The 21,476-nt window shown below is 62.1% G+C and carries 17 protein-coding genes, 1 tRNA gene and 1 riboswitch; of the genes, 9 read left to right on the top strand and 9 right to left on the bottom strand.

The annotated features are described in order from the left end of the window. Positions 1–10: 10 nt before the first annotated feature. Both M0D65_RS31040 and thiC read right to left on the bottom strand, forming a co-directional pair. Positions 11–496: a hypothetical protein gene (locus tag M0D65_RS31040; RefSeq protein ID WP_266255900.1), complete on the bottom strand. Its 486-nt coding sequence runs from the start codon at positions 494–496 to the stop codon at positions 11–13. Between the two features lie 329 nt (positions 497–825). Next, entirely contained in the window at positions 826–2,757 is a 1,932-nt protein-coding gene (gene thiC, locus M0D65_RS31035; protein ID WP_266255899.1) for a phosphomethylpyrimidine synthase ThiC, read from the bottom strand. An 80-nt stretch (positions 2,758–2,837) separates the two neighbouring features. Further along, a riboswitch (TPP riboswitch) is annotated at positions 2,838–2,957 on the bottom strand. A gap of 245 nt (positions 2,958–3,202) precedes the next feature. Here thiC and M0D65_RS31030 point away from each other — a divergent pair. The 5 genes from M0D65_RS31030 to M0D65_RS31010 all read left to right on the top strand — a co-directional run bounded on the left by M0D65_RS31030 (position 3,203) and on the right by M0D65_RS31010 (position 7,212). Beyond that, positions 3,203–4,051 (top strand): thioredoxin family protein, encoded by an 849-nt coding sequence (locus M0D65_RS31030; protein WP_266255898.1) that lies wholly within the window; start codon positions 3,203–3,205, stop codon positions 4,049–4,051. A 72-nt stretch (positions 4,052–4,123) separates the two neighbouring features. After that, positions 4,124–4,741, top strand: a complete 618-nt coding sequence (locus tag M0D65_RS31025) for a cytochrome b/b6 domain-containing protein (protein WP_091020502.1) — start codon at positions 4,124–4,126, stop codon at positions 4,739–4,741. Between the two features lie 22 nt (positions 4,742–4,763). Next, entirely contained in the window at positions 4,764–5,540 is a 777-nt protein-coding gene (locus M0D65_RS31020) for a molybdopterin-dependent oxidoreductase (protein WP_266255897.1), read from the top strand. A 144-nt stretch (positions 5,541–5,684) separates the two neighbouring features. Next, a complete protein-coding gene (locus tag M0D65_RS31015) occupies positions 5,685–5,951 on the top strand; it encodes a pentapeptide MXKDX repeat protein (protein WP_266255896.1) in 267 nt (88 codons plus the stop codon). 346 nt (positions 5,952–6,297) lie between these two features. Then, positions 6,298–7,212, top strand: coding sequence for an EamA family transporter (locus M0D65_RS31010; RefSeq protein ID WP_091020408.1), 915 nt, complete (start codon positions 6,298–6,300; stop codon positions 7,210–7,212). A 106-nt stretch (positions 7,213–7,318) separates the two neighbouring features. Here the strand turns inward: M0D65_RS31010 and ppk1 are convergent, their stop codons facing one another. After that, entirely contained in the window at positions 7,319–9,382 is a 2,064-nt protein-coding gene (ppk1, locus tag M0D65_RS31005) for a polyphosphate kinase 1 (RefSeq protein WP_266255895.1), read from the bottom strand. A 178-nt stretch (positions 9,383–9,560) separates the two neighbouring features. On the opposite strand from ppk1, the gene ppx reads away from it, so the two are divergent. Continuing rightward, the gene (gene ppx, locus M0D65_RS31000) at positions 9,561–11,174 is read left to right on the top strand and encodes an exopolyphosphatase (protein WP_207556578.1); all 1,614 of its coding nucleotides are present in this window, start codon (positions 9,561–9,563) and stop codon (positions 11,172–11,174) included. Positions 11,175–11,322: 148 nt separating this feature from the next. Here ppx and M0D65_RS30995 read toward each other — a convergent pair whose 3' ends face one another. Both M0D65_RS30995 and sixA read right to left on the bottom strand, forming a co-directional pair. Beyond that, a complete protein-coding gene (locus M0D65_RS30995) occupies positions 11,323–12,144 on the bottom strand; it encodes a GNAT family N-acetyltransferase (protein WP_091020402.1) in 822 nt (273 codons plus the stop codon). A gap of 196 nt (positions 12,145–12,340) precedes the next feature. Then, on the bottom strand, positions 12,341–12,799 hold the full coding sequence (sixA, locus tag M0D65_RS30990; RefSeq protein WP_266255894.1) for a phosphohistidine phosphatase SixA: 459 nt from the start codon (positions 12,797–12,799) through the stop codon (positions 12,341–12,343). A 185-nt stretch (positions 12,800–12,984) separates the two neighbouring features. On the opposite strand from sixA, the gene M0D65_RS30985 reads away from it, so the two are divergent. Both M0D65_RS30985 and M0D65_RS30980 read left to right on the top strand, forming a co-directional pair. Beyond that, positions 12,985–13,061 (top strand) — tRNA-Pro (locus M0D65_RS30985). 264 nt (positions 13,062–13,325) lie between these two features. After that, positions 13,326–13,604: a hypothetical protein gene (locus M0D65_RS30980; protein ID WP_091020398.1), complete on the top strand. Its 279-nt coding sequence runs from the start codon at positions 13,326–13,328 to the stop codon at positions 13,602–13,604. Between the two features lie 165 nt (positions 13,605–13,769). Here the strand turns inward: M0D65_RS30980 and M0D65_RS33205 are convergent, their stop codons facing one another. From M0D65_RS33205 to M0D65_RS30965, 4 genes are all read right to left on the bottom strand, one after another. Then, positions 13,770–14,813, bottom strand: coding sequence for a YadA-like family protein (locus M0D65_RS33205; protein WP_308076832.1), 1,044 nt, complete (start codon positions 14,811–14,813; stop codon positions 13,770–13,772). Between the two features lie 1,871 nt (positions 14,814–16,684). Further along, complete coding sequence (locus tag M0D65_RS33200; protein WP_323136872.1) at positions 16,685–17,977, bottom strand: ESPR-type extended signal peptide-containing protein; 1,293 nt, start codon at positions 17,975–17,977, stop codon at positions 16,685–16,687. An 813-nt stretch (positions 17,978–18,790) separates the two neighbouring features. After that, positions 18,791–19,906 (bottom strand): S-adenosylmethionine:tRNA ribosyltransferase-isomerase, encoded by a 1,116-nt coding sequence (locus M0D65_RS30970; RefSeq protein WP_266255893.1) that lies wholly within the window; start codon positions 19,904–19,906, stop codon positions 18,791–18,793. A 2-nt stretch (positions 19,907–19,908) separates the two neighbouring features. After that, the gene (locus tag M0D65_RS30965) at positions 19,909–20,670 is read right to left on the bottom strand and encodes an SDR family oxidoreductase (RefSeq protein ID WP_266255892.1); all 762 of its coding nucleotides are present in this window, start codon (positions 20,668–20,670) and stop codon (positions 19,909–19,911) included. A 121-nt stretch (positions 20,671–20,791) separates the two neighbouring features. Between M0D65_RS30965 and M0D65_RS30960 the strand changes: the two genes are divergently transcribed. Beyond that, positions 20,792–21,409 carry a helix-turn-helix domain-containing protein gene (locus M0D65_RS30960; protein ID WP_266255891.1) on the top strand — a complete coding sequence of 206 codons (618 nt, stop codon included), beginning with the start codon at positions 20,792–20,794 and terminating at the stop codon, positions 21,407–21,409. Positions 21,410–21,476 lie beyond the last annotated feature (67 nt).

Below are 21,476 nucleotides of genomic sequence, written 5' to 3'. Positions count from 1 at the left end.
TTGCAGCGCTTTAGTGATGCCAGCCGCGACCGCCTCCCCAACCACGTCCCCCCCAGCCACGCCCGCCCCAGCCGCGGCCACCCCAACCCCAGCCAATGCCCAGCGAGATAGACGGTGCGCCCCACCAGCCATAACCGGCCGGATAGGCCGGGTAATAAGCGGGGTAGTAGGCCGGGTAGTAATCGGGCGGGTAAGCGGGCGGATAAGCGGGCGCGACGTAGACCGGCGGTTGGGCCTGCGCGTAGTACTGGGCGGGTGGAGGCGTCGTCGTCGCGACTCGCGCCGACTGTTGCGTTGATGTCGTTGGCGGCGGTGGCACAGGCACGGCCTGTTGCGTGGTCGTAGCGGGGACCGTCGGATAGTAGGAGTAGTAGCCGCCCGGATAGTAGCCGTACGGGTAGTAACAACCGGCCAGCGATCCGGCCAGCACCAGCAGACAGGCCGCACCGCCGAGCCGGGCTGCCGTGGAGAAAGATGGCAAGGTGCGAGGGTTCATGACGGACTCCTTGAATCGGCGCAGTACCTGGGGCGCCACGTAATCCATCGAGCTTACCCCCGTGGCGTCTACACGGGGTTGCGAAGCGGTAACCGCATATTTCAAGCCATTGCAATAACGAACGCGGCGCATCCGTTGCCGGAATGCGCCGCGCTATTGCTTCGGATGTATCGGGCGGGAACCTGTGCCAGCAAAGGATCGGGTGTTTCTTCCCGATTCGCTGACGATGCTCCGATTCTTACGAATGGCTCACGATGAAGAACGGCTGCACGTGGTTGAATTCCGCGCGCGGCTCGCTGTCACTTATTGATGTGACTCATTGCCGTCACTCACTGCCGCTGATAAATCTCCGCACCCTTGCGGACGAACTCGATGGCCTTCACTTCCATCCCCTTCTTCAGCGCTTCGTCGTCGGTGACGCCTTGCTGCGCCGCGAACTCGCGCACGTCCTGCGTGATCTTCATCGAGCAGAAGTGCGGTCCGCACATCGAGCAGAAATGCGCGACCTTCGCGGAGTCTTTCGGCAGCGTTTCATCGTGGAATTCGCGCGCCTTGTCCGGATCGAGACCGAGGTTGAACTGATCTTCCCAGCGGAACTCGAAGCGCGCTTTCGACAGCGCGTTGTCGCGCACCTGCGCACCCGGATGACCCTTCGCCAGATCGGCTGCATGCGCGGCGAGCTTGTACGTGATGATGCCGGTCTTCACGTCGTCCTTGTTCGGCAGCCCGAGGTGTTCCTTCGGCGTGACGTAGCACAGCATCGCTGTGCCGAACCAGCCGATCATCGCTGCACCGATGCCCGACGTGATGTGGTCGTAGCCTGGCGCGATATCGGTGGTGAGCGGTCCGAGCGTGTAGAACGGCGCTTCATCGCACCATTCGAGCTGCAGGTCCATGTTCTCCTTGATGAGCTGCATCGGCACATGGCCCGGACCTTCGATCATCGTCTGCACGTCGTGCTTCCACGCGATCTGCGTGAGTTCGCCGAGTGTTTTCAGTTCGCCGAGCTGCGCTTCGTCGTTGGCATCGTAGATCGAGCCGGGACGCAGACCGTCGCCGAGCGAGAAGGCGACGTCGTACGCCTTCATGATTTCGCAGATGTCTTCGAAGTGCTCGTACAGGAAGCTTTCCTTGTGATGCGCGAGGCACCACTTCGCCATGATCGAGCCGCCGCGCGACACGATGCCGGTCATCCGCTTCGCCGTGAGCGGCACGTACTGCAGACGCACGCCCGCGTGAATCGTGAAGTAGTCGACGCCTTGTTCGGCCTGCTCGATCAGCGTGTCGCGGAAGATTTCCCAGGTCAGGTCTTCGGCTTTACCGTTCACCTTTTCGAGCGCCTGATAGATCGGCACCGTGCCGATCGGCACCGGGCTGTTGCGGATGATCCACTCGCGCGTTTCGTGAATGTGCTTGCCGGTGGACAGATCCATCACCGTGTCGCCGCCCCAGCGGATCGCCCAGGTCATCTTGTCGACTTCCTCACCGATCGACGACGTCACCGCCGAGTTGCCGATGTTCGCGTTGACCTTCACGAGGAAGTTGCGACCGATGATCATCGGTTCGCTTTCCGGGTGATTGATGTTGTTCGGAATGATCGCGCGGCCACGGGCGACTTCTTCGCGCACGAATTCTGCAGTGATCGCCGTGAGGCCATTCGGACCGAATGCGCTCGCGCCGAACGCCTGGCCTGGATGCTGGCGGCCCATCATCGCCGCGAGCTTTTCGCCGTTCGGGCCGCTCGTCTTGAGGCTCTCGAGATACTCGGCGCGGCGCTGGTTTTCGCGGATCGCGATGTATTCCATTTCCGGCGTGACGATGCCCTTTCTCGCATAGTGCATCTGCGACACGTTCTTGCCGGCGATCGCGCGGCGCGGCGTGCGGTGCAGGCCCTGGAAGCGCAGATCGGCGGTGGCGGTATCGGCGGCGCGTTCGCGGCTGAAGTCACTCGACAGACCTGTCAGCGCTTCGGTGTCGCCGCGCTCTTCGATCCACGCCTGACGCAGTGCCGGCAGGCCCGCGCGAATGTCGATCTTGGCATCCGGATCGGAGTAGGGGCCCGACGTATCGTAGACATAGACCGGCGGATTCTTTTCGCCGCCGAAGCTGTCAGGCGTATCGGCCTGCGAGATTTCGCGCATCGGCACGCGGATGTCCGGACGCGAACCGGTCACGTAGACCTTGCGCGAATTGGGCAGCGGGGCGACAGCGGCTTCGTCGACGTGAGCGTCGGCGGAAATGAATTTTGGGTTGGCGTTCATGCATATCTCCTTAGTGGGGCGGCTAGGCAGGAGATGAGATGAAGTGAGTCGGGGTTCGCGAGAGATGAAGCAGTGGTAAGCGGCGAAGCCCGGACGCTTCCCTGCGCTGGCATTATCCAGATCAGGTTCAAAGGGTATTTCTCACCCACGCAGCTCACCGCCCGATGGCGATGCGCGACGCAGGACCCCCGCGTTAGCAGCGCACACGATACACCGGGCGGGGCGGGCTTGGCAACTTGCTGCCGCCTCGGGCCGGTGCGCTTCCTGACAATTTCCTGACGCCGGCGGCGGATCCGCTCACGGCCAAGGCTGGCTGCGGCGAGGCGCGCTCGCTGGACTCACCGTGCCGACGCCGCTTGCCGCCCTGTGCAAAAAATTTGCGTTTTCGCTGTCATAACAGCCGCCGCCGCCCGACCAACACGCAGATTTCCCGATGGAGCGTGTCATGGTCTTCTTTTCGAACGGTCGGTGGTCCGGTTTTGCGCTGGGGCGTTTTGCGCGCTGGTGCGCGCTCGCGGTGGCGTGCGGGGCGGCTCTCGCGAGCGGCGTGGCGAACGCTGCCGCCGGCCAGTGCCTCGCGCATAGTCCCGCGCATCGGGTCGCGCTCGTCGAGCTGTATAGCAGCGAAGGCTGCAGCAGCTGCCCGCCCGCCGACAACTGGCTCAGTCAATGGAAGCAGGGCGGTGCTGCGCAAGGTGTCGTGCCGCTCGCGTTGCATGTCGATTACTGGAACAGCCTCGGCTGGACCGACCGCTTCTCGCAGCATCGCTTCACCGAGCGGCAGCAGACGCTGACCGATGTCGCCGGTGCGCACACGATCTACACGCCGGAAGTATTCGTTGCGGGTCGCGAGTTGCGTAGCTGGTCGAGTGCCGACAACTTTGCGGACCGGGTCCGCCAGATCGTGGCACAACCCGCATCCGCCGACGTCGCCGTGGAGCTTAAGCCGCGCGCAGGCGGTTCGTCAGGCGCCTTCGACATCGATGCGCAATTCACCTCGCGTGCTTCCACCGCGGATCCGCTGAACGCGTACGTCGCGGTCTATGAAAATGCGCTGACGTCACAGGTGCGCGCAGGCGAGAACAGCGGCGCGACGCTGCATCACGAGCGGGTCGTGCGGCAATGGATCGGTCCGGTGCCGCTAGCTGCAGGCCACGCGCAGATTCGCCACGACGTCACGCTCGACGCGGTCGATGCCGGCGCACCGGCCGACCGGTTCGGTGTCGTCGCGTTCGTCGAGAACGCTGCTACCGGCGACGTGCTGCAGGCCGCCGATCTCGCGGCGTGTCACTAACCAGACCGCCTGTTCGCTTCGCCTTCGGAAAACATCATGAACCCCACACGCCTGCCGGCCAGTCTCGCATCGATGCCCGCGCCTGTGCCGCCCGTGCAGCAGTCCCGCACGATCCATCCGGTCTGGGTGCGCATCACCCACTGGCTTAACGCACTCGCCGCGCTCACGATGATGCTGTCGGGCTGGCGCATCTACAACGCGTCGCCGATCTTCCCCAGTTTCTCGTTTCCGAACGGCATCACGCTCGGCGGCTGGCTCGGCGGTGCGCTGCAGTGGCACTTCGCCGCAATGTGGCTGCTGGTGTTCAACGGCATCGTCTATCTGCTGCTGAATCTGGCGAGCGGGCGCCTCGTGCGCAAGTTTTTGCCGCTGTCGCCGCGCGCACTGCTGCGCGATTTCGTCAGCGCGTTGCGCGGCAAGCTCTCGCACGACGACCTGAGCCACTACAACGCCGTGCAGAAGCTTGCCTATCTGTTCGTGATCGTCGACCTGATCGTGCTCGTGCTGTCGGGGCTCGCGATCTGGAAGTCGGTGCAGTTTCCGCTGCTGCGCGAACTGATGGGCGGCTACGACACCGCGCGGATCGTGCATTTCAGCGCGATGTCGCTGATGGCCGGGTTCCTCGTCGTGCATCTCGCGCTAGTCGCCCTGGTGCCGCGCTCGCTGCTCGCAATGTTGCGCGGCCGCTGAGCCCATCTCTCAGGACATCGTCATGCCTTCCTCGAACAAAACCCCTGCGAAACTCGATCGTGAGTCGATCCTGATCGATGCGCGCCGTGAGCTCGCCATGCCGTCGCGACGCCTGTTCGGCAAGCGGTTGCTGACGCTCGGCGGTCTGTCGATGCTGACCGGCTGCTCACTCACCGACGACGACTCGGTGAATAAATTCCTCACAGCCGTGTCGCGTCTGAACGACCGGGCACAGGCGTTCCTCTTCGACCCGAAGCAGCTCGCGCCGACCTACACCGAAGCGCAGATCACGCGACCGTTTCCGTTCAACGCGTTCTACGGCATCGACGACGTGCCCGACGTGAACGGCGCTGCCTACCGGTTGCAGTTGAGCGGCCTCGTCACAGGCAAGCGCACGTGGACACTGCCCGAGTTGTACGCGCTGCCGCATGAAGAGCAGATCACGCGGCATATCTGCGTGGAGGGCTGGAGCGCGATCGGCCGTTGGGGCGGGACCTCGTTCGGCGATTTTCTGCGCCGCGTCGGCGCTGATACGAGCGCGAAGTACGTCGGCTTCAAGTGCGCCGACGACTACTACGAAAGCATCGATATGCCGACCGCGCTGCATCCGCAGACGCTGCTTGCTTTCGACTACGACGGCGAGCGTCTGCCCGCCAAATACGGCTTCCCGATGAAGCTGCGGATGCCGACCAAGCTCGGCTACAAGAATCCGAAGCACATCGTGGAGATCTTCGTCACTAACACCTATCCCGGCGGCTATTGGGTCGACCAGGGATACAACTGGTTCGGAGGCTCCTGACGCGCGGGCCCGCCCTCGATGCAAGCAATTGCAGGCGGTCACGAGCGGCAGATGCTTCGAAAACGCCCGGCATGGCCGGTTTTGATTTACTGCCTCACTGATTCACTGATTGACCAACTCACCTACAAAAACTGGAGTGATCCCATGAAGACGTTCGCAATTGCAGTTACCGCTCTCGCATTCACGCTGGGTAGCGGCACCGTGTTCGCGCAGGCAAGCGGCGCGATGTCCAATGACGCGATGTCGAAAGACAGCATGTCCAAGAACGCGATGTCGAAAGACTCAATGTCGAAAGATTCGATGTCGAAGGACAGCATGTCGAAAGACAAGATGGCCAAGCACGACAAGATGAAGAAGAGCGGCGACGCCATGGGCATGAAGCACGAAGCATCGGGTGCGATGAGCAACTGATCGTCGGCGTTTTGCAACCGGCACGGGAGTTGGTTCGCCGGCTCCCGTGCCTGGTTGCGGCTGCAACGGCCGCAACAAAAGTTACGTCTGTTTTACAACCCCCTTCTGACTCTCCTGCATAATGCTGCCGGTGTGCGCCGCAACCGTTCGCACAGTGTCCCGGCTGTCCCGCACTCCCCAGGTTTAGCGCGGCCGGGCTTATCGTCAGTCTCCCGTCTGTCCCGCTCGACCATCATGCCGTCCTGCTTCGCCCGCCCGGCTGCGCTACGCGCGCAGCGCGCACGCCCCGGTCTGCCGATTCTTTCTCCGGGCGCAGTTGCCCTTACGGCGCGAGCGGACTGACGCCATGGCTTCATCATTCTTCGCCCGCCTGCCGGTGCGCCTGCCGCGAACGCAGGGCGGCCGGATCGCGCTGTCGCTGGCTTTCGTCTATATCGTCTGGGGCTCGACGTATCTCGGCGTGCACGTCTCGCTGGAGTCGTTCCCGCCGCTGCTGCTGTCCGGGCTGCGCAACCTGTTGGCCGGCATCGGGCTGTTCGTGTTCGCGATCCAACGCCGCCCGCAGCGGCCGACGCTGCTCGAGATCCGCAACGCCGGGCTGGTCGGCACGATGCTGGTTGCCCTGTCGAGCGGGATGCTCGCGGTCGGAATGCGCACGGTCGGCACCGGCATGGCCGCCGTGATGGTGGCGACCGTGCCGCTCTTCGCGACGGTGATCGCGGCTGTGGCGGGCCGATCGATTTCGAAAGGAGAGTGGGGCGCGGTCGCGCTGGGACTGGTCGGCATTGCCGTGCTCAATCATGGCGACGCGTCGGCGGGATCGGCGGGCGGCAGTCTCGCGATTCTCGCCGGTGCGCTGTTCTGGGCCGGCGGCGCGCACCTCGCGGGGCGCCTGAAGATGCCGTCCGATTTATTCCTGTCGACTTCGCTGCAGGTCGGGCTGGGTGGCGCGGTGTCGACGGTGATTGCGTGGACGCTCGGCGAACGGATGATGGATCTGTCGTTCGCGCCCGCGCTCGCCTTTCTGTACCTCGTGCTGGTCGGCACGATGGGCGCGTACGTCGCGTACGGCTATCTGATCCGCCACACGAGTCCGATCATCGCGAGCAGTTGCATGTACGTGAATCCGGTGGTGGCGGTGGCGCTGGGCGCAGTGACGCTCGGCGAGCCCGTGACGCGATGGACGGTGATCGCGACGCTGATCATTCTCGCGAGCGTGGGCTTGTCGTTCTGGTTCGACCGGCAGCGCGTAACGAGCTAGCGTATGTACCGCCATGCACGGCGGTTATGAGCGCCCCCAAAAGCTGGCGCGTCTCGCGAGGCTCCCCGAGTAGGTAAGAAAAACGCCGGGTGGACCGGCGTTTTTCTTATGAACAGAACTTCGTCAACAGACTCATCTGCGTATTGCGCGACGACTTGCCTGGCCGCCGCCGCCGGTAATGCCCATCGCTCTGCATCAGCCAGGCCGACTGGTTGTCGCCGAGGAACATCGACAGTCCTTCCGCGATCACACGCCGCTTGAGCCGCCGGTTGTTGATCGGGAAGGCCACTTCGACACGGCGGAACAGATTGCGGTCCATCCAGTCGGCGCTCGACAGATAGACCTGTTCCTTGCCGCCATCGTAGAAGTAGTAGATGCGGTGATGTTCGAGAAAGCGCCCGACGATCGAGCGCACCGTGATGTTCTCCGACAGACCGGCTACCCCGGGCTGCAACGAGCACACACCGCGCACGATCAGGTCGATCTTCACGCCCGCCTGCGACGCCTCGTACAGTTCCGCGATCACGGTCGGTTCGAGCAGCGCGTTCATCTTCGCGACGATGCGCGCCTTCTTGCCGGCGCGCGCATTCGCAGCCTCGGCGCGGATGGCATCGATGAGCTTCGGATGCAGCGTAAACGGCGACTGCCACAATTCGTGCAACGCCAGTTCGCCGCCGATACCCGTCAATTGCTGGAACACGTGATGCACGTCTTCGCAGATTTTCTGGTCCGACGTCATCAGGCCGAAGTCGGTGTAGAGACGGGCCGTGCGCGGATGGTAGTTGCCGGTGCCGAGGTGCGCATAACGCTTGAGCGTCGACTTGCCGCCCGCCGACACGCGCCGCACGATCAGCATCATCTTCGCGTGGCACTTGTGACCGACCACGCCATACACGACGTGCGCGCCGACCGCTTCAAGTTGCGACGCCCAGTTGATGTTGGTTTCCTCGTCGAAGCGCGCGAGCAGTTCCACCACCACCGTGACTTCCTTGCCGTTGCGCGCGGCCTGCATCAGCGCGTCCATCAGCGGGGAGTCGGTGCCGGTGCGGTAGATGGTCTGCTTGATCGCCACGACGTTCGGATCTTTCGCGGCCTGCAACAGCAGTTCGAGCACCGGCTGGAAGCTTTCGTACGGATGATGCAGCAGCAGGTCGCCCTGATCGATCACGTCGAAAAGACTGACGCCGTTGGTGACCTGCGCCGGAATGGCTGGAATATGCGGAACGAATTTCAGATCGGGCCGGTCGACCATTTCCGGCAACTGCATCAGCCGCACCAGATTGACGGGACCGTCAACGTAATAGCAGTCCTTTTCCTGCAATCCGCTTTCGTCGAGCAATCGCCGCGCGAGATTCGCCGGTGTTTCCGCCGATACTTCGAGCCGCACCGCGTTGCCGAGATGGCGCGCGGGCAGTTCGCCCTGCAGCGCGACGCGAAGGTTGGTGATTTCGTCTTCGTCGACGAACAGTTCGCTGTTGCGCGTGATGCGAAACTGGTTACAGCTGTGCACCATCAAGTTCGGAAACAGCTCGCCGACATAGCGTTGCAACAGCGAGCTGAGCAGCACGAAGCCGTGCGGATAGCCCGACAGCTCCTGCGGCATGCGCACGAGCCGCGGCAGCGCGCGCGGCGCCTGCACGATCCCCATCAGCGCCTGGCGGCCGAAGGCATCCTTGCCTTCGAGCTCGACGACGAAGTTCAGGCTCTTGTTCAGCACGCGCGGGAACGGATGGGCGGGGTCGAGGCCGATCGGCGTCAACACCGGTAGCAGCTCGTCGATGAAGTACTGGCGCGCCCACAGGGTCTGCGCCTCGTTCCACGCTTCGGTGCCGTGAAAGTGGATGCCTTCGTGTTCGAGCGCGGGCAGCACCGTGTCGTGCAGCATCGTGTACTGACGATGCACGAGCTTTTGCGCCCGCTCGACGACGAGATCGTAGACGTGTTGCAGCGACATGCCGTCCGGCGACAGCGCGCCCGGGTTGTCGCGCATCTGTTCGTGCAGCCCGGCCATGCGGACTTCGAAGAATTCGTCGAGATTGCTGCTGGTAATGCAGATGAAACGCAGGCGTTCGAGCAGCGGTACGGACGGGTCGGCCGCCTGCGCCAGGACCCGCTCGTTGAAACCTAGAATGCCCAGCTCGCGATTGAGAAGAGGGTAGCGGATGGACATCGGCAGCGAGAATGGAAGATCAGGAAGGGGTTTGATAGGACGCTCGGAAACTCTCACAGAATGATGAAACTATCATGACATCGGGAATGTCACGAATTTTACGCTGTATTCGTGCTTTGTCGTAAATACGACGCAGTGCGTATGGGACCATGAAGGACGCACAATACGGAACGATGACATGGCGAGGTCCAGTACGCTTAGAATGGCGTCTTTAAACAGCGCCACAGCCGGTCAGATGGCGGCGCTCGCGCGCATGGAGTCCGCACAATCGATGGTCAACCCCACCCCGAAACTCCTCGCCGCTGTCGATCTCGGTTCGAACAGCTTCCGGCTGATTGTCGGCCGGGTCGAGGAAACCGAGGCCGGTAGCCAGATCTATCAGGTCGATGCGCTGCGCGAGTCGGTGCGGCTTGCCGCCGGGCTCGCCCGCGACAAACTGCTCGATCGCGCCTCGCAGGTGCGGGGCTGGGATGCGCTGAAACGCTTCGGCGAACGGCTGCGCGACTTCCACCCCGACCACGTGCGCGCGGTTGCCACCAATACGCTGCGCGTCGCGAAGAACGCCGGCGAATTCCTTGTCGAGGCCCAGGCAGCGCTCGGTTTTCCGATCGAAGTGATTGCTGGACGCGAAGAGGCACGGCTGATCTATGCGGGCGCCGCTCATTCCGTGCCGGCCAGTGCGGGCAAACGGCTCGTTGTCGACATCGGCGGGGGCTCGACGGAATTCATCATTGGCTCGCATTACACGCCGATCAAGATGGAAAGCCTGTATATCGGCTGCGTGAGCCATAGCCGGGCATTTTTCCCCGCGGGCAATGTAGACGAATACACGATGCGCCAGGCCGAACTGGCGGCTACGCGTGAAATCCAGATTATTTCCAGCGAATATCGCAAGACCGGCTGGGAACAGGCAATCGGCTCGTCCGGCACTGCGCGGGCGCTTGCCGAACTCGTCGAAGCAAACGGCTTCAACGATCCGGGTATCACGCACGGCATTTCGCGCGGTGGGCTCGAGCGGCTCAAACGCGCGTTGATCAAGGCGGAGAACGTGAACCGTCTGAAGCTCGTGGCGCTCAAGTCGGACCGCGTGCCGGTACTTGCAGGCGGCCTGTCGATCATGCTCGCGGTGTTCGACGAACTCGGCATCGATTACGTCGATACGACTGACGGCGCGTTGCGTCTCGGCGTGCTGTACGACCTGCTCGGACGGTCGCAGCACGAAGACATGCGGACGCTGACCGTGGAAGGCTTCATGCGGCGCTACGGGATCGACCGGGCGCAGGCGGCCCGCATCGGCGAACTGGCGGTGCGCTTCTACGATCAGCTCGAAGAGCCCGATGAGGAACGGCGTGCGGAGAACCGCATGTTTCTTGGCTGGGCAGCCGCGTTGCATGAGATCGGTCTGTCGATCTCGCACAGCGCGTATCACAAGCATTCCGCGTATATCGCGAGCAATGCCGACATGCCGGGTTTTTCGCGCACCGACCAGGCGCGGCTTGCCGCACTCGTGCTCGGGCATGCGGGCAAGCTCGGCAAGCTGTCGCAGACGCGCGATGTCGAGTGGCCGCTGCTGTTCTGCCTGCGTCTCGCGTCGCTGCTGTGTCGTCGCCGCGCCGATGTCGGATTGCCCGGTATTCTCGTGGCGCAGGTGGGCGGTGGGTACGAAGTGCGTTTGCCGAACGAGTGGGTCGAGAACAATCCGTTGACCGACTACAGCCTGATTCAGGAAGCCGCCGAGTGGGAGAAGGTCGGGATTCCGTATCGCGTCGTGTATACCGACAAGGACGAATAGGCTGCGTTGCGCTTCACCGGATGTGGTGAAGCTTGCGAACAGGTCTCGAATCGGATGTCGAATCAAACAAGAAGCCCGACGAGTTTTTTGCTCGTCGGGCTTCTGTTTTTAGCGGCATGCATTGCGCATGCCGCTCAAGAGCCAGCGATCAGCGCGTCAGTTCGTCGCCGAGGAAGTGGCGTGCATAGCGGGCGTTGATATCGGACAGACGGAACAGCGTGAGGAAGTCGGCGGTATTGAAGTCGGGGTCCCACGCGGGCGCGCCGCAAATCTTCGCGCCGAGCCGCAGATAACCCTTGATCAGCAGCGGTGCTGCGACCTCGGTGCCGGTCTGCAAATCGTCGATGGGCAGCGGCGTGTGCGGGAACGCGCGGTATTCGGGCGCGGTCAGCGAGTTGTCGCGCAGCGAGCAATAGAGGTTTGCCGCGAAGTGACCGCCGTCGGCCATCGCGACGCTCGCGCAACCGAGCATCGTTTCGTAGCCGTTCTGCTGCATGTACGCACCGAGGCCTGCCCACAGCGACATGATCACCGAACCGCTGCGGTAGTCGGGATGCACACATGAACGACCGACCTCGACCATCTTCGAGCGCAGATGCGTGAGGCGCGACACGTCGAATTCGCTTTCCGCATACAGCCGGCCGATGCGCGCCGCCTGATGCGGCGGCAGCACACGATACGTACCGACCACCTTCAGCGTATCGAGATCGCGCACGAGCAGATGGTCGCAGTAGGCATCGAACGAATCGACGTCGAGGCCCGCAGGGCCAGTCAGTTGTGCGCCCATTTCTTCGGCGAAGACGCGATACCGCAGACGCTGCGCCTCGCGAAGCTCCTCGTCGCTACGCGCCCAGGCGACTTGCAGACGATGTTGTGCGGTGACGGTTTCTGATGCGCGCGGCAGACGACGGCGGCGCTTGAGCGGAAGGATCGAAGCGAGGGGCAGGGTAGGCGTCGGCAGTTCTCGCATGTGGCGTTCCTGGTCGAAAAAGGGTTTGTGTTTATGTACTTTTTCGCCAATGTAGTAATCGGTAATGACGCTCGCGTGGCAAAGCGATGACGATTCAATGACGTGCCGTAAGGTTGGCCTGTGGGTTGTGTTACGGCCGGTTGTGCGTTGTTGTGTAGTGCCGACACCTGGTACCTGGTGGGGGCAGGTAGGGTGTCTAGATCAGCTCGGGCGATATCGCTGCACGCAGCACAGCCTGTTCGTCGCCGGCGCGCTCGCGGCTTTCGAACCACCAGACGCCGGCTTTCTTCACCGGCCAGCTGGCGCCGCTGTGAGCGAGCAGCCGGGCGGCCACGTGACCGAGCGTCGGTTGGTGGCCGACTATCACAACCGTTTGCGCGACGCCGTTCGGCCAGCCGGCTGCGGCGAGTACGGCATCGGCGCTCGCGTCGGGAGCGATCTCGCGCACGACGCGATACTGGTCCGACAGCGACTCGGCGGTCTGCACGGTTCGTACGGCGGGACTGACGAGTATCAATGCGTCAGCGTCGATGCGTGCGCGCAGCCACTTGCCGACTGTCTGTGCCTGTTTGCGGCCGCGTGCTGTGAGTTGACGGGCGAGGTCGCTCGCGGCGATGTCTTCGGCTTCGGCATGGCGCCAGAGGATCAGGTTCATGGGGTTGTCTCCTTTCTTTTGGCGTTGTGTTCTGGGGTGCGTTTTGGGTGCGCGGGGCGGGGTTATTGTGGACCGGGAACCGGTGCCTTTGTCCGTCGATGGTTCTTTCGGCTTGCCGCAGAAGAGGTTATCGCAGCATAAGGTTGACCGCGTGACAGAAAGGCGGCTAGAATCGCAGGCTTCGTCGGAGCGTAGCGCAGCCTGGTAGCGCATCTGATTTGGGATCAGAGGGTCGTAGGTTCGAATCCTATCGCTCCGACCACGAAAAAAGCAGCAGGGACAAGGACTTACGAGCTAACGCCGTAGGTCCTTTTTCTTTTGTCGAAGCCAAAGTCCAGCGGTTGTCTAATCGAAGTCGCTGCGGCCGGGCGTGACCGCTGCATCATCCCGATCAAGCCGGAGTATGTTGACGCATGGCTCAACCCGACTCTTCAAATCTCGATGATCGGGAGCGGCCGTACTACGCGCACAGACTGGCTGCGCGATAACCCGGAACCCGGAGAATCCAGATCCAGGGGCTTTGATCATGTTTGGCACCGTTGTACGCATATGCATGGTGATCTTTGTCCTGAACTTTGGGGCAGGTACGTTCATGCACGATGAGCGGTCCTGGCTGGCCACGCTGAGCCCCGATGCTACCCATACCTATCGTGTTCACTACACCGACAGTAGCGACGATTACTATTTCGGATCCTGGTGGGGCATCTATCGCGAGTCGAGCGTGTGGATCTGGCTTGGGGACATAGCCCTATTCCTGTTTGCAAACTGGCTGCTCGATGCAGGGTTACTGCACGACGACGATTGAAATCCCGGCGCCGCCCGGTATCGTCCTTCGGTGGCTGCATGGATGCGCACCTCACAACGTGTACACGATTCGGCCTTTGGTGAAGACGCTGCCCACGCGAATCTTCGCGACCGGCGAGCATCGCGATCCATCATCCGATGCCCGCCGGTACGCCCTGCACAAATATCACCACTTCCATCCCAGCCCAGCATTGAAGCCCACCTGATTCCCCGTGGTGGCAACGCCTGCGCCCCATGACCAGCGACCGCTCTCGGAAAGACGCTTGAGATTGATCGCGAGTGCTCCGTAGCCCTGGTACCCGCCCACGCCGGCCCCGAGTTCGAATTCGCCAGGATCGAGCGTCGGCATGTAGTTGCCCGCCAGCGCCATGCTCATGGCGATCCCAGCGTAAGCCACGCGCGCGACGTTGTTGACGTTGCTCTGCACGCCTTGCAACTGGGAGACGTTGACCGCGTCGGTTGGGTTGATACCCGGCGCCACATTGGTAATGCGACGCTCGTTGCCTGGCGAGCCGACCGATACCGTGTTGGCCTGGTCCGCAACCGAATTGGCACCCAGTGCGACCGCGCCTTGGGCCGTGGCTTGCGCGCCCGCACCCAGTGCGACCGAGTTGTTGCCGGAAGCCAGCGAATTGGAGCCGACTGCTGTCGCCGGATCGGCGATCGCCTGCGCCTGGTAACCGATGGCAACCGAACCCGCGTACTGCGAGGTCGCGCGGAAACCGATCGCGGTCGTGTTCGCGTCCTGTGCAAGCGACTGCGAACCGTACGCGGTCGCACCGTTGGCCACGGTCGTGGTCGTCGCGCCATTGACCCCGGCGATCGTGCCCGCGCCCGCACACAACCCGGTTGCCGTCGTATCCGTGCCGTTGGCTACACCGCAACCGGAAGCCTGCACGACTTGCGTGGAGGTGTTGTTGGTGGCGCGTCCCTGCGAGACGACTGCGCCGGACGAGTTGACACCGCCAGTGAGCGTGGCGCCGATGGTCGCACCGCGTGAGCTGGCGGTCGTGGATGCGGCATTGATGGGCGCGAGTGACGTCGACAGGCTGGACAGGACTACGCCGTTTCCACCGGCACCGCTGGCAATCGCGCTGGTGATCGTGCTGAGTCCGGTGCTTACCGTGGTGGAGAGCGAGCTCACACCGGTGGACAACGAGCCGATGCCGGTCGAGGTCGATGCCGACAGGCTACCGATCGTGGTGCTCACTCCGGTCGATAGCGACGTGATGCTGGTCGACAGCGAGCCGATTCCCGTCGAACTCGACGTGGATAACGAATCGATACCGGTCGAGGTCGATGTGGAGAGACTGGTTACCGTGCTGTTGGTCGTACTCAGGCCCGTCGACAGCGAGTTGATCGCAAAGGCCACGGATGTCGACAGCGAGGACACCTGGCTCACGTTGACCGCATCGGTCGGGTTCACACCGGGCGCGACGTTGGTCAATCTAACCGGTGCGGTTGCGCCGACTCCGCCAAGCGTCACGCTCGAGTGCGACGGGTCGTCGTACTGGACCGAGTTCGCCACGCCGGTGGACAGCGAGATGATGCCCGTCGACAGGGATCCGATACTGGTCGATGTCAGTGTCGACAGGCTCGATACAGCGCTGCTTGTTGTGCTCAGTCCGGTCGAAAGCGAAGTGACGTTGTTCGTCAGGGTGCTGATACCGGTTGAGGTCGAAGTCGACAGGCTGCCGATGCTGCTGGTGGTCGTGCTGAGGCCGGTCGACAGGCTCGACACGTTGCTGTTCGTCGTGCTCAGGCCGGTGGATAGACTGCCGATGCCGGTCGATGTTGAAGTGGACAGCGAGCTGATGCCCGTCGAGGTCGAACTCGACAGGCTTGCGATGCCCGTTGAGGTCGATGTGGACAGTGAGCTCACACCAGTCGACAGGGAGCTGATGCCGCTTGACGTCGAAGTCGACAGGCTCGTCACGTTGCTGTTGGTCGTACTCAAACCGGTAGACAGACTGGTGATGCCGGTCGATGTCGAAGTGGACAGTGAACTCACACCGGTCGACAGGGAGTTGATGCCAGTTGACGTTGAAGTCGACAGACTTGTTACGTGACTATTGGTTGTGCTCAGTCCGGTCGAGAGACTGGTGATGCCGGTCGATGTCGACGTGGACAACGAGCTCACGCCGGTCGACAGCGAACTGATGCCGCTTGAAGTCGATGTCGAGAGGCTCGTCACATTGCTGTTGGTCGTGCTCAGACCCGTCGATAGACTGGTGATGCCGGTCGAAGTCGAGGTGGACAATGAGCTCACACCCGTCGACAGCGAGCTGATACCCGTGGAGGCCGAGGTCGACAGGCTCGTGACGTTGCTGTTGGTTGTGCTCAGACCGGTGGACAGACTTGTGACTCTGCTGTTAGTCGTGCTCAGGCCCGTTGACAGGCTGGTGATGCCAGTCGAAGTCGACGTGGACAGTGAACTCACCCCAGTCGACAGTGAACTGATGCCGCTTGAAGTCGAAGTCGACAGGCTCGTCACATTGCTGTTGGTTGTGCTCAGGCCGGTCGAGAGGCTACTAATGCCGGTTGAAGTCGAAGTGGACAACGAACTCACGCCTGTCGACAGCGAACCGATGCCACTTGAAGTCGAAGTCGACAGGCTCGTCACGTTGCTGTTAGTGGTGCTCAGGCCAGTAGACAGGCTAGTGATGCCAGTCGAAGTCGATGTGGACAGCGAACTCACACCCGTCGACAGTGAACTGATGCCGCTTGATGTCGAAGTCGAGAGGCTGGTGACGTTGCTGTTAGTCGTACTCAGACCGGTAGACAAACTGTTGATGCCAGTCGACGTCGAGGTGGACAGCGAACTCACCCCAGTCGACAGCGAACCGATACCACTTGAAGTCGAAGTCGACAGGCTCGTCACGTTGCTGTTCGTGGTGCTCAGACCAGTAGACAGGCTGGTGATGCCAGTCGAAGTCGAAGTGGACAGTGAACTCACGCCAGTCGACAGCGAGCTGATGCCGCTTGAAGTCGACGTCGACAGGCTCGTCACGTTGCTGTTCGTGGTGCTCAGGCCAGTAGACAGGCTGGTAATGCCAGTCGAAGTCGAAGTGGACAGCGAACTCACCCCAGTCGNGACAACGAGCCGATGCCACTTGAAGTCGAAGTCGACAGACTCGTGACGTTGCTGTTTGTGGTGCTCAGGCCGGTAGACAGGCTGGTAATGCCAGTCGAAGTCGAAGTCGACAGCGAACTCACCCCAGTCGACAACGAGCCGATGCCACTTGAAGTCGAAGTCGACAGACTCGTGACGTTGCTGTTCGTGGTACTCAGGCCGGTAGACAAACTGTTGATGCCCGTCGAAGTCGAAGTGGACAACGAACTCACCCCAGTCGACAACGAACCGATACCACTTGAAGTCGAAGTCGACAGACTCGTCACCCTGCTGTTAGTCGTACTCAGACCAGTAGACAAACTACTGATACCAGTCGAACTCGAACTCGACAGACTGGTCACGTTGCTGTTGGTCGTGCTCAAACCGGTCGACAGCGAAGTAATCCCCGTCGAAGCCGAAGTCGACAAGCTCGAAATGCTGCTCGTCGTCGTACTCAAGCCGGTGCTCAGTTGCGACACGGTCACTGCATCCTGCGGCGCGGAACCGTCAGCCACGTTGGTAACCCGGCGCAACGCCGTCGAGCTGCCCACCGACACTTCCGAAAGCGGCGCCGCCTGCCCGGTCAGAAAACCTGTCCCGGTGGGTGCAGCCGCACCTGTGACACTGCCGGCACCAATCGCCACACTGTTCGCATAGGTAGCTCGACTGCCGCTGCCGAGCGCCGTTGCCGAGGCCCCCGTGGCGCTCGCGCCTGGCCCAATAGCTGTCGAAGACGACTGGGACGAAATGGCCGCCGAACCAATCGCAATCGACGACGTACCCGACGCCGTTGCGTTAAACCCGAAAGCGTTGCTTTGCGTTCCGGAGGCAGTGGCCTGAAACCCAATAGACGTTGCAAAATTGCCGGCGAGCGCTCCCATACCGAACGCTACGGCGGCGGCTCCGCTCGCAGTCGTGTAAGAGCCGTATAAGGTCACGCCGCTCAGATTTGCGCCGTTTGCGTTACACCCCGCGACGGACGAAAACCCACCGCTGCCGTCGGCGGGGGCTGCACCTGCTCCATAGGTGCGCACGCCATCAGGCCCAGTACCCCCGGCAAAGCCGCAGTTTCCCCCACCATTGCCGCCGGAAAACGTGAAGATCCCGGCATAGCTCGCTTGAGCCGCTCCAAGCAGAAGCAAATTCACAAGGAGTTTGACCGACGCCGAGCGCTTGCCTTTCCCGCGCGCCGAATCCAGCTCGGATGCAGCGACCCACGCACCAAGGGCTTCATTCCAGATAGTCCTGTACGTCTTGTTCATTTTGAATCACCTCTCCGGTAGGGGCTGTGCGACGCAGCGAAGCCTTCAGGTAATTGCTGGGAGAATCGTTCCCGAGGCGAAAGAAAACGCCGCGCATCCAGATTTAAATGTGCGAATTACATATCCCCGAATATGCGAATTTTCAAACGATGAAATATTTTTGTATGCGAAACGCAAGAAAATAAGAAACCGATGTGCTGTCAGTCTCGAGACGCCATTTCTCAACTCGCTGGTCGCGTCTCAATGCAATGTTGCATTTGCTTGCATAACGTTTTTTCTTTTAGCAATTGGCACTTTAAAACAAATGCTTACAGTGGAAATGGCCGTGATTATTCGTAGTTGTTAAAATAATAAAATGCTAAAAATGTTGAAATTGCCGGCTATAATTTCATGTTTTGTGTTATCTGCAGGCGCATGATTTATTCGCCGCGAATCGAATCTGCGGGAGCAGGGCATTCACTCGGTGAGGTCGATTGCCGGACGGGCCGGCCAGGTCTATTCGGCGGTGCAGGTGTCGTACGGCTCTTTCGTGCAAACGGAAAGAGCTGGAACAGTCGCTATTTTTCTTCCGGGAAGCGCCGAAATACGCAACCTTCGACGGTTGCAAACCACATTACCAAACACTACTACTGGCAGCCCGGTGATCGAGACGCGTAATCAAAACCCGCATCCTGTGTCGAAAACTTTTGAACGATTTTCAGTTGCAAAGAGAGCGCTTCTGATATTTATCGCGACTCTGACTTTGGGGATTGCGGGTTTTCTGGGATTTTTTCGGGTTTTCGACAGCGTTTTGCAAACTTTTGCAAACAATTTTCAGCTTAAATCGCAAGGCACCGCCACCCACGAACCCTGCCGCTCGTCGTACACATGCTCTTCTTCCCGCACGGCATCCATACTCCGCTCGACCCACATCGAATCGCCGAATTCATGCGTGCGATAGCGATGCGCCTCCAGCGTCGCGGTGACGCGCGCAAGCGTCGATGCATCGGCGAACGCCCGTAGCAGCGCGTAGTGGCTCGAATCCGGTTCATGTGTACCCGACACGATCACATCGACGGCGCGCAGTCGTGTATGCGGCCCGATTCGCTGCGTCGCGATGCCATCGCCAGGATGCACAGCGCCGTCGGTCGCCGCCGCATGTTCGAGTGCGCGCACAACCGTCGTGCCGATCGCCACGACCCGGCCGCCGCCCGCACGGGTCGCCTTGACGAGTGCGGCCGTGGCAGCCGGAATGCGATACGGCTCATCGAGCGGCAGACGCAGATCGAGCGTCGCATCGCCAGTCGACGACAATCCCGCCGCATGCGTGAGCGTCGCGAACGGCACACCACGCGCGTGCAGTGCATCTAGCGTGCTCCAGTCGAGGACGAAGCCTGCTGAAGGCGGCTCGAACGCGACGGGCTGCGCGGCGATCGGCGTCCATACATCCCATAGCGCAAGCGGGTCCGCCAGGTGCGCGTACTGGACAGGCTTGCCATGCGATGCGAGCGTGCGCCACACCTGTGCAGCGTCGCCGTCGAAATGCAGTTCGACAAAGCGCGGATGACCGAGCAATCGCACGATCGTCGCGCCATCAGCGCCGAATCTAAGGCGGTCGCCGCGATGCAAGTCGGGCGGTGCGGCTCGCTCTTCAGTCAGCGTATGGAAATCGCCGGTACCGAATACGATCGCGCTGAAGCGATTCATCGCATCGCCGCCGGCGAGCGATGTGCGCCCCGCAAGCCGCACTTCGATTACATTGCCGCTGCGTTCATGGACACCGTGCAGGCTGGCGGGCAAGGTCGCGGCATCGTTGGCGATTACGCAATCACCCGGGCGCAACAGATCGGCGAACGCGGTGCGCGGGTGCTCGTCGATGCGACCGTAACGATCGACGGTGAGAAGACGCGCATCGCGAGGGCGTTGTATCGGGACAGTGGCTGCGCGCATCGTCAGGCCCTCGCCAACGCGTCGACATTGCTGGAGCCATTCGAACTCGACCCATCCGGCGTGCGCAACTCGCGCAGTGCAGCTTCGATCGCGTCGGCCATCTCGCGCGCCGCAACCGCGGGTGCCTTGAGCCCGGCAGGGTCGCTATCCGGCACGGCGAGCGCATGCAGCGGCGTATCCATATCGCCAGGATCGAGCGACAGCAAACGCACGCGCTGCGTAGCAAGTTCGAGATTCCAGATTCGCGTCATGTGCCGTAGCGCTGCCTTGCTTGCGCCGTAGGCACCCCACGTTGGATAAGGCTCGACAGCCGCATCGCTCGACACGTTCAACACGACTGCGCCGCCGCGTTCGCGTGCAGCGGCGGCGAGCGAACCGAGCAGCGCTTTCGTCAAACGAAACGGGCCGAGCAGGTTCGCGGCCAGCGCGGCTTCGAGGTCCTCGCACGCGGTATCGGCGAGCGGTGCGAGCGGCACCGGTCCCAGCGACGACGCGTTGTTTACCAGCACATCGACACCGCCCAGCACGCCGCTGATCTGCAGTGCAAGCGGATAGATGTCGTCCTTCTTCGCGATATCGCCGACCAGTCCGACAACTTTCTGCCGCGCCGCCGTAACAGCCGCAACGCGGTCTGCGTGCCGTGCGACGAAGGCAACGTGTGCGCCGCGCGCGAGCAGTTCGTCCATCAGTGCGAGGCCGAGCCCCGAGGTGCCGCCCGTGAGGGCGACGCGAATGCCTGCGAGCGTATCGATCGACGAGGTCATGCCATGCTCCGTAGTGGATGAGAGCCGCGCGTGAGTCGCGCTGGCTCGATGGCCTGATAATAGGAACGCGTCGTCGTTCAACCGAGCGCGATGTCCAACCCCTTGTCGGAAAGTCGATACGATGGACGAAACCGTTCCCCCCGCCGCAGAAGAACCCGCCGACGATCAAGCGCACGACGTCACGCGCGCTGCGCAGCATCTCGCGCGCAATCTCGTCGCGCTGCGGCACGCCCGCGCGTTGACACAGGATGGGCTGGCGAAGGCATCGGGTGTGCCGCGCTCGACGGTGGCGAATCTGGAGTCGGGCGAGGGCAATCCGTCGCTGGCGGTGCTGATGAAGGTTGCGGGTGCGCTCGCCGCGCCGCTCGACGAACTGCTTGCGTCGCCGCGCGCGAAAGTGCGCCGCTGGGCGGCGGCCGAAGTGTCGGTGCAGAACCGCGGCAATGGGCTGACGATCCGCCCGCTCGTGCCGGAACCGATGCCGGACGGCATCCTCGAAACGATGTCCTTCATTCCCGGCGGCTATATGCGCGGCACGCCGCATTTACCGGGCACGCGTGAGTATTTCAGTTGTATCGACGGGCGCGTTGCCGTGTTCGTCGCGGGCGAGCGGCACGGGCTCGAAGCAGGCGATGTGCTGGCGTTTCCCGGTCACGTGCCGCATTCGTATCGCAATGAGGATACGCAACACAGCGCGTTGGGCGTGTCGATCGTGATTCTGGCGAAGGCGGGAGTCTAGTCGCGCAGCGAACCTGCTGCGTCGCGTGCTGCGCTGCGGATGACAACAACAGGAGAACGCGGCCCGC

This window comes from Paraburkholderia sp. CHISQ3 (genome assembly GCF_030464945.1).
Lineage (GTDB): Bacteria > Pseudomonadota > Gammaproteobacteria > Burkholderiales > Burkholderiaceae > Paraburkholderia > Paraburkholderia megapolitana.
This window is presented reverse-complemented; position numbering and strand designations above follow the sequence as displayed.